This is a genomic window from Pedobacter heparinus DSM 2366, assembly GCF_000023825.1.
GTDB classification, from domain to species: Bacteria; Bacteroidota; Bacteroidia; order Sphingobacteriales; family Sphingobacteriaceae; genus Pedobacter; species Pedobacter heparinus.
Window position 1 is genome coordinate 2,660,160 of sequence record NC_013061.1, and the last position, 11,214, is coordinate 2,671,373.

The following is an 11,214-nucleotide window of genomic DNA, read 5'->3' on the forward strand; positions in this document are numbered from 1 at the left end:
GTAAATTTGACAGTACAAAACCAGCAATACAAAAAGACAAACAATGATATCATTAAAAGACTTTAAATCTACTTTCTTGTACGGACTGATTTTATCAATATTGATTTTTGTTTTGAAATGGCTGCAATGGAAATTTCTAATTGTTGACAATTCCATAGATATATACGTTGGATTGATAGCTGTTTTTTTTACTGCTCTAGGTATATGGGTAGCCACGCAAATCCTAAGACCCAAAATTAAGACCATCATTATTGAAAAGGAAGTGCCTGAGCAGTTTTCCTTAAATGAGAAAGAGTTAGAAAAGCTGAATTTAAACTCCAGAGAATATGAAATCCTACAGCTTTTAGCTAAAGGTCATAGCAATGCCGAAATTGCCGGGGACTTATTTATTTCTTTAAGTACAGTCAAAACTCATGTATCAAATCTTTTTGTGAAAATGAATGTAAAAAGTAGAATAAAAGCCCTGGAAAAAGCCAAAAGACTAAAAATCATCCGTTAAACGAATTCATAATTTAGCATAAAATGCAGTAAAAAATGCATTTTGGTACTAAAGTATGATGGTCGAATCAGTTGTGAGACTAGTTTTGTAGAACATTTAAAAACAGAACTCATGAAAAAAACTGTATGGATTTTTGGGTTGATTATCGGGGGCATCTTAGCTGCAAATATGGTAGCTATGGTACAAATGGTTTATAGCGGTAAATTTAAGGGAAATGATTTTGTTGGCTATGCAGCGCTTGTGGTTATTTTCTCGATAATTTTCTTTGGCATAAGAAACTACAAGAATAAGCAAAATGCCGGTTTGATATCATTTGGAAAAGCTTTTAAAATCGGGACTCTAATTGCATTTATTGGCTCCACTGTGTATGTAGTGGTCTGGCTATTTTATTACTACCTTTTTGTTCCTGACTTCATGGACGTGTATACATCTTGCGTGCTCAGAGAAAGCACTCCAGCTGATCTGCCAGCTAAGACACAACAAATGGCAGACTTTAAAGAAATGTATAAAAACCCTTTGTTTGTCGTTTTGATTACTTATTCAGAAGTATTTCCCATTGGATTAATCGTCGCCCTAATTAGTGGATTGATCTTAAAGAAGAAAGTAAAAACCATTAAGTAACTAATTAAAAACAGATTGACATGAAACAACAGGTAACCTCATTTTTGACTTTTCAGGAAAATAATGCCGAACAAGCCATGAACTTTTACATCAGTTTATTTGAGAACTCCGGCATTATCGAGGTTCAGCGTTACGGAAACGATGGTCCAGGAAAAGAGGGCACAATCATGAAGGCGATTTTTGAGCTAAACGGAAAGGAATTCATTTGCAGCGACAGCTTCATTAAGCATCATTGGAATTTCACACCGGCCATTTCAAATTGGGTGGAATGTCGAAATGAAACGGAATTGGTAGATCTTTTTTCAAAACTAGCTGAAAATGGAAAAGTAATGATGCCACTCGATGATTATGGCTTTAGTGAGAAGTTTGGGTGGATTGCCGATCAATTTGGTATATCCTGGCAGTTGAATTTATCATAAAGCAAAACTATTTGCCGATGCAGAAAATACATGTAATTAACTATCAATAAGTTACATATATAAATGAACAAGTGGGGAACAAGAGAAGGGTTGTGCCAATTATTTTTCACCACCCAATAGTTTATGAAGGTAATACAGCTACTGGCTTTCCTTTTAGCCGTTCATTGCAAAAAAGTCTGGAATATTCAATGCTAAGACACCGTATATGCCAATAAAGTGGGTGTCGGAGACAGATTTGTTGATGGGATACACTACAGTAAAGAAGTGAAGCAATAGCAAACGCTCTGCTCCTAATTCAAGGAGGAAACAATCATGCCTTCATTGAATGTCAATCTTTCACGGACACTTGAGCAGGCAGTAAATTATATGGTAGAAATTAAAAGCAATCTGGACAAAAAAAACAGCTTCACTTGTTTGCTAAAAAGAAGAACTTTTCAGTTCTTCTCTCAATTTGAAAAATATTTGTGCAGATCGCATGCTACTAACTTATTGCTAAAAGCGAAAATCAGCATTGCCAATATCTGCTTTGAATGTGGTTTCAAGAGCATTTCTTATTTCGACAGCAGGTTAAAGAATTTACCGTACAAACCCCGATCGACTCCAGAAAAGCATTTTGTCCCTACTGAAGAGTAAATGAACCAAATCCATCCAGTTAAGCAAATCGCCTTAGGGAACTAAAGTACCTGTAACTGTCATATTGGTTTTACCTAGCCAAATATCTGAGTTAAATATGTCTGGGGCGACAGCAGATGTGGATGCCGCTCCACCGTATTGGAAACTAAACTGAGTGCCACCGGTTGTAAGCGGAGCGTTTGCGCCGGTACCGTAATCGGTAGTGAATCCAAGAAAATAAGTATTCAAACTTGGGTGACCAATAAGTTCCACAATTGCGGATCCGTCATCAAAGTTCAAGCCGTCGGAGGAAAACCGGAATGTAGGCACACGCTTGCCTGCTGAATTTGCGGTATGTGAAATACGCATATACAGCCGACCACCTGGAACATCGACATACCCTGTTTTGTTTCCAAGTTGTGAAAATCCACTGCATAGTTGAGCTGTGCTCCAATCGAATGTGTGGGGTGTGGTAGATTTGATGCGGAAATAACCCTTTGGAACATTATTTAAATGTGAATAAACGTACATTACCCACGGCTTTGCCGCACCTGCTTCATACATCATTTCATGATGACCGAACTTCCGGGTGCTTCGCTCGGCAGCGGGTATATTCGTAATAACCCCCCGATTTACTCCTCCTGGAAGATACTTGGTCCAGCCACCCTCACCACTTGTACTGGTATAAAGCTGGATACGGTCAGCCCAAACCCCCGAGCCTGGAGATACTGTTGGAGAGCCATCTACATTCCGGCTTCCTGTAATTTCACACTGCGTAAATTGGTAATATACTCCACCAACTTTGATGACTTCAGGATCCATGTAATTACCAGCATCCCAAGCATTCGGATTACCGCCAGGAACATCTTCAGGCTGCCTCCACAAACCTCTGGGCAACTCGGTGCCTGAAGGATATAGCGGCGGCGATATCCAGGAAGACGAAGACTGCCAGTTGGCAATATTGGCTGATCCTGCGTAACTTACTTTCCTGGCCAGAGTATGATCGCCGTCAGACATAGCATCTTTGAAACGTCCACCATGAAAAAGTCGGATAGTTTGAGCCGCGACGTCCCTTACGAGATCGACTGAATAATCGTAGGCTGGTGAGGGCACAGAAGTAAAACCAGTAGTTGGCCTTGATATTGTCCCGATAGAAGAGTTGTTGCTAAAGGTGATGGTCAAGCCCTTGTAGGTCGTTACAAGTCCTCCTGAAAGAGCCGATAGCGTAGTGTTTTGAGCGGCGACGTCGTCAATAGCAGTGGCCGTAGTTTTGAGCGAAGCAATTTCATCTTCATTTTTACAAGCAGACAGCAATATCAAGAAAATTGCTATCGGAGTTAAGATCAAATAATTTGGTTTCATAATTTATATTTGGTTAGAAAAAATGAATGCCTCTTTTGAAGGATGAAGCCTTTCCTATATGGTGTTCATCAAGTACTTCTATTTCTTTAAACGCCATGCATGCCAACACGGCAGCACGTTCGGATAATTACTAAAGCTATAGTAATATCACAGTAAATTATAGCATTGTATGTGCAAGCCATGATACAATATTTACCCCTTATGAAGTCACTAGCAGGATTAGGTCGGAAAAAGCCGGACAAATTTCACAACAAGAAATTTCTGTACGACACACTCGCTATATTGAGGTAGTTAGCGGTAATTACAGCAACCGTCGCTTCCTGGCAATTCGCTCGAAGAAAGCGAAAGGTTATAACTTTTTGATTGCCAATAGATTTTATATAAATTATGAATAGAAATACTAATTTTTGAGGTAAATCGTGGTGCCAGTATTTACAGTCGTCTCTTTGTTAACTATCAACCCGGTAAGCAAATTGCGATAGCTATCATTTTTATTTTCTGGAGCATTTAATAATGCACCAACTGTAGTCGTACCTGCTTTTGGATTAGTTAATACCAGATCTGCTTTGAAGTTTTTCTGCTGCATGCTCAATTTCATGATTTCCGTACCTGCCAACAAAAAGGCACAAACACCGTATACTTCGGTATCTTCATAGCCTACACTCGCTGGGCTATCGCCAATTTTTTGAACAAAGCCTAATTTACCATCGGGATGCACACAGTCGGTCAATGCTTTCCAAGCTTTTAAAACGCCCGGCGCATAGGTTTGCGCATCGAGCAAACCGTTGTTAATTCCCCATGCCAAGGCGTAACAGTAAAACCCGGTGCCGCTGGTTTCTTTGACAGGGAAACTTGCAGGATCCAATAAACTTGCATGCCATGTACCGTCTGGCTGTTGCAGCGAGGCTACTTTCTTAGCCATCTCTTTAAACTGCTGGTTAAAACGTGGTCTGCTAGGATAATCTGCAGGCATGCTTTGCAGTACGCCTACCAAACCGCCCATTACCCATCCGTTTCCCCTCGACCAAAAAACCCTCCTACCATTTTTTTCTTTTTGCTTGAAATAGCGGCTATCACGATAGAACAAACTTTCTTCCTTGTCATATAGATAGTCTGAAGTTTTCCACCAAAGCTGAGTACATATATCCAGGTATTTAATCTCTTCAGTTGCTTTTGATAATGCAGCTAAGGCTGGTGGCGCCATAAACAGGGCATCACACCAACTCCATTCCCTTTTATCAACCCTGTTTTTGTTTTCCAAAGATTCGGTATGTGGCCTTGCAATTAAGGTATCACCCAGCAATTTGAAATCTGCAACCATCTTTGGATCCTTGTATAAGGCGTACATTCGGCTGTACATTAAGCCAACACAATAAAAATCTGCATGGTAGCGCATATCGGTATTATACAATTTCCAATCGAATTTTTTACCAACTTTTTCCTGCATAAAACCATAGTAAATGGGATCATTTGCCACTTCAGCGAATTTTAAGAGGCCTGCATACAAAGCTCCATTGGTCCAGTCCCTTTCCGGATGCCTCCATCCCTTCCTGCTGATACTGTTCAATTGCCAATCGGCTACTTTTTTCATAATGGTATAAACAGATTCAGGGCTTGGGCTTTCTTCAGAGAAATTAGCATGCCTAACCTTACATGCATTGAATATGATCATTATAGACATTAAAAAAGCTAGTCTTATCATTAGACCGTGAAGTAGGTTGTTACTTTTAAAATTGATTGTTGTCATTATCATTTATTTTTAAGGAGTAAAATAGGTAGCCAATTGTGCATTCGAAACGGTATCAAAGGCAATCGGAACCGATTGATGTTCCTAATAAGCCTGATTGGTTTTACTGAACATACCTTGCTTAATTATCCATTTGGTAAGGTATCCTTGTGCTGCATGTGACGCAACCCATTCTTCCCTTCCTCCAAAATTATCTTCTTTCAAAGTGATATAACTACGTCTGTCGGCCGATCTATTTTGCATATCCAACACAGCCTGCGCATGCAGAGTTTCCCAATAGTCACCTTTTTTGCTCACGCCCTTGTCCATTCTAAAGGCGCTCATCTGGCAATCCATCAGCGCAAAATTCATTCTTCTTCCTTTTCCCCAATCGGTATTTTGTGGATAGTAAATTACATCTGACCCAGGAACATACATCGTACCTCCGGGAGGCACTGAAGGCGGCGAGGGAAACTCAAGGTCGATCAAAGCTTTGTAAATAAGATCTGTATTGAAAAAAGCCGCTTCTGGAGTAGGTCGCTGTGCCAGTGTAAATGTTAAGGCATTATAGAAATTATGTGCTGTGCAGGCCATATAGTCGGGATGTACAAAGCCATGATTTGTAATGGTTCCATCATTATTGCAATTTGATCCCTTTAGTACTTCGCTTAGCTTTCTACCGTTTATTACCGTTGAGCTGCTTAAGTCGTCTGGCCTCGCATTAGCGGAAAGCATCAATTCAATATTTTTGTTCATCCAGAGCTTCCAGTTAGCGTGATGTGGCATCATAGCCATAGCAACGTGCAGAACCATGGCATTCCATGAGTTCTCTTCGGATTTACTATCACCTTTAAAATTTACCTTTCCTCCACTGCTCTTATAATAGGGAACATTATACTTATTAAAGCGGTCGGCCTCATACTCTACCATCCGCCGAACTAGCTCCTGATCTGCGGGAGGAAGTTCATCCCACATCAGCCAGCCGGCAAAGCCTCCGAAGCCTGCCCAAAGTGCACTTTGCCAGACATTTCCCCAACCGCCTGCCTGGTTTATTTTATGTCTGTATGCTACAGAGCCAATAAGTTTTAACGTTATTTTTTTAGCATCAGAAAGAGATACCCCGGTTTTAGATGGATCATACACACCTGTTTTGATCGATACTGCCAAAGCAAATGCCTCACTACCGGGTTCTCTGATACTCTTGATCTTTAAATAAGTGCTATCCTGTAAATTGTATTTGTTGATCTCGTTGTACCATGTGGACAAAGCAAATCGGTTACTATTCAAGAGTATTTCTCTTTGTTTAATAGAAAGAGGATCCGTTGGATTGCCTTTTCGGAATTTTTTCCAATTAATCGGCAACACGTAGTTCGAAGCAACATTATCTTTTAATGGTAATAGCTTTTTTGAGCATGCCGATGTATTAAGTAGTATAATGACGAGAACCAGCTTCAAATTTAGGGTATTATGGAACATTTAATTGTTTTTTTAGTTAGGCTGCGATTATTTTTCCAAAAATTATATCAGTTAAAGAGGTTGGGAAGGGTTCATTCTTATTTTGTTCAAAATTTAACAAAAGCTAATACACTTCTATTATCCGCTTCATTAATTAACATATCACGCAGATGCTATGGAGCTGTAACATCCACCAACTTAAATCCTGCACTACGGATCACCTGTTGAGTGGACGTTACCCAATTCACCAATACACCTACAGAAACCTGTCTGGTCGATGGTACTGTAAATGTAATTGCTGCCGAAGTTTTGCTAACAAAAGTCACAGATGCGAGGGCAGTGTTTATATTGGCAAGGTCGGGTAGTGTAGCACCATTTGCTGCAACTAAAAGCCGGGTTTCGGTTCCCGAATTGTTAAAGCCATTCGCAGTACCTTGCTGCCAACTGAATTCATAAGTTCCCGGAGGCAGAGTGAATGTTTGATATACTTTTCCATTTGCTATATTGGGATCAGCAGGAACCTTTTGCAAACCGAAGAAGCTTACTCCGTTAAAATTATCATACCCACCATAAATTTTAGTTGGAGCCCCTTGATTTTTAGCAGCTGCATTTACCGTCCAATCTTTTAGCGTTCCCCACCTCGTGCCATCATATAGATCGGGAGTAAAAGGCTGAGAAGCGTTTTTCAGATAAGCTGAAGTAACATCCTCGAAGACGACATTTTTTGTGACGTTAACTCCGGTAGAAAAATTATCGATAGCCAGTAGTTCAGGTAAATATTCCGTTGAATAGGTGAAGCCGGTGCGCGGCTTAAAATTAGGGATTAACGTTTGATTTTCATTTGGAGGTATCGTAATTGTGCGGGTAACATTAAACTTGTCGGTATAGGTTAGTTTGGTATACGCGAGCTGGGTCTCAGAAATCCAGTTGATGGTTGCGACATTATCGGTGATAAGCGCATCTTTAAACGTTCTATTTCTAATTGAGGCCTGATAGGTATCACCATAAACATTACCAGAACCGGTTACTTTCACCGATTTGTGACCTTTCGCGTCAAAAGTGTATAAATCGAAAGTATAAGCTCCTTCGGGCAAATTGTTTACCATGACTTCGACGGTGTTCATTCCCGGCGCTCGCTCAATGATCGTCTCCAAAGAATCAGCTCCATTGTTCCAGAAAATTTTGGCATTTTTAACCTTTGGATCTGTCCCAAGTGCCCAGGTTAACAAAATCCGCTTCCTACCTGGATGAATAACTAATGAATCAACCTTACTGACATAAATGGTTTCTCCGTCTTTAACGTATTCTTCATAAGTACTATCCATCTTGTCGCAAGCAAAAAAACTTACAAGAGTGAACACGAGCAATAAAAATTTATATATATGTTTCATATTATCTTAAACTAGAATAGATTATTGACCAAAAAAAGCTAATTCCGCTATGTGAATATAATTTACGGTTCCGAAATTCTTAGTTGTTTTCCAACGGATATATCTAAAAGCAGGAGTATTTGATGGAAAAGTTAAATCTAGGCCTGCAGCAGCCGTAGCTATATCAGCATTCGAACTTGTTCCTAGTGGCAAACCTGATGGTTTCTCAATTTTATACTCGGCAATCCTTGTCCAGTTTGCAAAATTATCGTCTAAAACATTACTTCCGTAGAGCTCAAATATTTCCGGATTTCCTGAATTGTACAAGTAAGTTTGATTTTCGCCGGCAGTTAGTCCGCGCATCCAGTACTTGAAACGGCTGAATTTCGATGCAACTCCAAAATCTAAAGTGAACGATACCGGAAAAACAGTTCCAACATTTGTATGAGCCATATTGGTAGAACTTTTATCAACAACCTTGTCAAACATTCTTTCCCAAACATATCCCATATAAAAATCTGCCGTTCTCCATTTATCACTGGCTAAAATTTTTACGATGGCGGGCGAAGCCAATTGCTTTTCAAAAATTGGAGTCAGCGTGGCTTTCAGCGTATCAGAATAATTACTGTACCTATCCCGTATAAATACACCGAATTCTGCGGGAGCCGATGCCTGCCCTCGGGCCGAATACTGGCCCGTCTTTTGGTCTGTATAAAATGTCTCAAGTGTTACCCAATCTCCAGTTGCATCCTTAACAATTACGTTGATTGCGATATTTGCCCCAAGCTCATTCAGGAATGAAACAGTAACTCCTCCAAAATCTGCTGTCATACTTAGCGATTCTCTGACAAGTTTTACGGGAGCGGTAAGCGGTGTAACCATGACTATTTCGGGTTCTGATTGAATTTCGGAACGACTAACGGCATAAAGTTTAACTTCATGAGGTTTTGTATCTCCAAAACCGACGATGATAAGACTATCGACATACACAGATGCCTTTACCTCCCGAACGTGACCTGGAGATGTTTCATATACCGCTTTAACATATAACAAATCGTCATCATCAGGAACGTTGTAGCTAAATTTTGCTCCTCCCGGACGAGCTTTCACCGTTACATTGCTCACCTTCTGAGGCATTGACCCCTTCTTAGACAAAGGTCCTAGGTCATCTTCTTTACATCCAGCAAATGCGAGTAAAATAAGCGCGATTGCAAAAAAATATTTGGTTATTTTCATTTTAGTTTGTTTTAATGGTTACCAACCTGGATTTTGAATCAGTTTTTTGTTGATGGTAAGCTCCAATTCGCTTATAGGAAAGAAATAGTCTCTCGATCTAAAAGTTTGTGAAAATAAAGTTAACACCCGATAATAGGTAACGGCTTCCGCCTGGGTGATGTCCCATCCCTGAATAGGGGCATTTAAAACCTGGGGGGCCTCTTTCCATCTCCTAAGATCCCAAAACCGATGTCCCTCAAATGCCATTTCAATTGCTCTTTCTCGGTGAATAATTGCTCTCATTCCAACTTTAGTTGTAAACTTAACTGGATTGTTGGAATATGTACTCCAGGATTCTACAACCCCTGGAAGACCCGCTCTTTTTCTGACTAGATCTATATAAGTCAATACATCTGGCGCGTCTGGTCCCACTGCTTCATTTAGTGCCTCGGCATATAATAAGTACAAGTCTGCGAGCCTTATCTGCGGCCATGGGTAGTCTACTACTTGATAGTTTGCGGTTGCAGAGTACACGCTATTAGGATTTACTAATTTTTGTGGCCAATAGCCAGTAGTAGAATACTTGCCAGCAGAATTTTTGCCGGCCGGCTGACCAAGTTTGGCTTGCACATACCAATTATTCACATCGGTAATAATTCCCTGTCCATACCAGATGCCGCCGTCAAAGCCTAAATCAGCATAAAACCTGGCTTCCCTGTCAAAATGTAGTCCAACAGTTTGGTATCCCTCCTTAATGTAAAACCGTTCAGCATTAACTGCATTTCTCAGATTAAAGCGGCCATTGTAATCGTAAGTTACATCTTCGGAAATGGGAACGCCATTCTTGGAGTAAAATAATTCGGCCATCTTCAAGGTCGGCGCAAGCTCGCCGGCCAAAGAAGATTGACCTGGAGCATTACCATCCAAACGTGGCTGGGAATAAATTTGCAAATCGGCAGTACGACTATTAGGATTTGCCCAGACTGTTTCGGAATTCCACTTAGAAGCAATTGCATTTCTGATGTTCATCTTCAAATTGGTCTCTGGAGAAACCAGTAACGCATTCGGATCATTATCTTTATAGTAATATAATTTATTGCCGTTGGTATGACATAAATCAATTGCTTTTTTACAAGCGTCGGCTGCTATTTTCCATTTTTGAGGATCGTAGGTTTGGTTGAAAAATGGTATTCCTTGAGCATTTTTAAAGTTTGAATATTCAATATTGCCATTAAAAAGAGGACTCGCAGCCATTACCAAAACTTTTGCTTTTACAGCAAGGTTGATTGCTTGGGTTATTCGTCCTAACTCGGTATTTTCTGCCTGAATTTTACTGGGCAGGAACTCTAAAGATTCATCTAATAACTGCACTATGTAAGCCACGCAGACATCTATTGGTTCTCTTGGAGGCGTCAGTTCGTCCAAGCTAGCATTTACAGGTATGTTTTCTCTTATAACAGGAATTGGCCCATACATTCTTAAAAGATAGAAATGATAGTAAGCTTTCAGAAATTTGGCTTCAGCTATCCATCTATCACGCTCATAGTTGTCAAGGCCCTCTACTTTGCCCACATTGTCTAGAAAGATGTTACAGGTTCTAATTCCTTCAAATAGAGGCTTAGCAGAATTTGTGCCCTCCCAATAGTTATTCTGAGGGCTGGAAACGCTTTGATTTCCTTTGGCAATAACTTGACCTGTGCCGTAGTGCCAAACTTCATCGGCCCCATACATTGCAGCATTGGTAGACCTGTTACCGTCTGTTGGGAGGTAGGAGTAGCAGGTGAATAAGTATTGTTCGGCTTTTGACCGCAGTGTAAATGAATTATCGATTGTCGCAATATTGTCTGGCACTACGTCCAAATATTTTTTGCAGGAACAATTGATCGAAACGAGTACCACAATTATCAAATTAATATTAAATTTTTTCATACTCTT

The 11,214-nt window shown here is 40.2% G+C and carries 9 protein-coding genes; 3 read left to right on the forward strand and 6 right to left on the reverse strand.

The window, feature by feature from the left end; genetic code table 11:
• Positions 1-43: 43 nt before the first annotated feature.
• The 3 genes from PHEP_RS11355 to PHEP_RS11365 all read left to right on the forward strand — a co-directional run bounded on the left by PHEP_RS11355 (position 44) and on the right by PHEP_RS11365 (position 1,539).
• Positions 44-499, forward strand: a complete 456-nt coding sequence (locus tag PHEP_RS11355; RefSeq protein WP_015808106.1) for a response regulator transcription factor — start codon at positions 44-46, stop codon at positions 497-499.
• A gap of 111 nt (positions 500-610) precedes the next feature.
• Complete coding sequence (locus PHEP_RS11360; RefSeq protein WP_015808107.1) at positions 611-1,120, forward strand: DUF4199 domain-containing protein; 510 nt, start codon at positions 611-613, stop codon at positions 1,118-1,120.
• A 20-nt stretch (positions 1,121-1,140) separates the two neighbouring features.
• Positions 1,141-1,539: a VOC family protein gene (locus PHEP_RS11365; RefSeq protein ID WP_015808108.1), complete on the forward strand. Its 399-nt coding sequence runs from the start codon at positions 1,141-1,143 to the stop codon at positions 1,537-1,539.
• A gap of 666 nt (positions 1,540-2,205) precedes the next feature.
• Here the strand turns inward: PHEP_RS11365 and PHEP_RS11370 are convergent.
• The 6 genes from PHEP_RS11370 to PHEP_RS11395 form a co-directional block, all read right to left on the reverse strand.
• On the reverse strand, positions 2,206-3,513 hold the full coding sequence (locus tag PHEP_RS11370; protein ID WP_015808110.1) for a glycoside hydrolase family protein: 1,308 nt from the start codon (positions 3,511-3,513) through the stop codon (positions 2,206-2,208).
• A 400-nt stretch (positions 3,514-3,913) separates the two neighbouring features.
• On the reverse strand, positions 3,914-5,185 hold the full coding sequence (locus tag PHEP_RS11375) for a glycoside hydrolase family 88/105 protein (RefSeq protein WP_143715732.1): 1,272 nt from the start codon (positions 5,183-5,185) through the stop codon (positions 3,914-3,916).
• Between the two features lie 159 nt (positions 5,186-5,344).
• Positions 5,345-6,526 (reverse strand): hypothetical protein, encoded by a 1,182-nt coding sequence (locus PHEP_RS11380; RefSeq protein WP_143715733.1) that lies wholly within the window; start codon positions 6,524-6,526, stop codon positions 5,345-5,347.
• 341 nt (positions 6,527-6,867) lie between these two features.
• On the reverse strand, positions 6,868-8,055 hold the full coding sequence (locus PHEP_RS11385; RefSeq protein WP_238326504.1) for a DUF4998 domain-containing protein: 1,188 nt from the start codon (positions 8,053-8,055) through the stop codon (positions 6,868-6,870).
• Between the two features lie 51 nt (positions 8,056-8,106).
• Complete coding sequence (locus PHEP_RS11390; RefSeq protein WP_015808114.1) at positions 8,107-9,300, reverse strand: DUF5000 domain-containing lipoprotein; 1,194 nt, start codon at positions 9,298-9,300, stop codon at positions 8,107-8,109.
• Positions 9,301-9,318: 18 nt separating this feature from the next.
• Entirely contained in the window at positions 9,319-11,208 is a 1,890-nt protein-coding gene (locus PHEP_RS11395) for a RagB/SusD family nutrient uptake outer membrane protein (RefSeq protein ID WP_015808115.1), read from the reverse strand.
• Positions 11,209-11,214 lie beyond the last annotated feature (6 nt).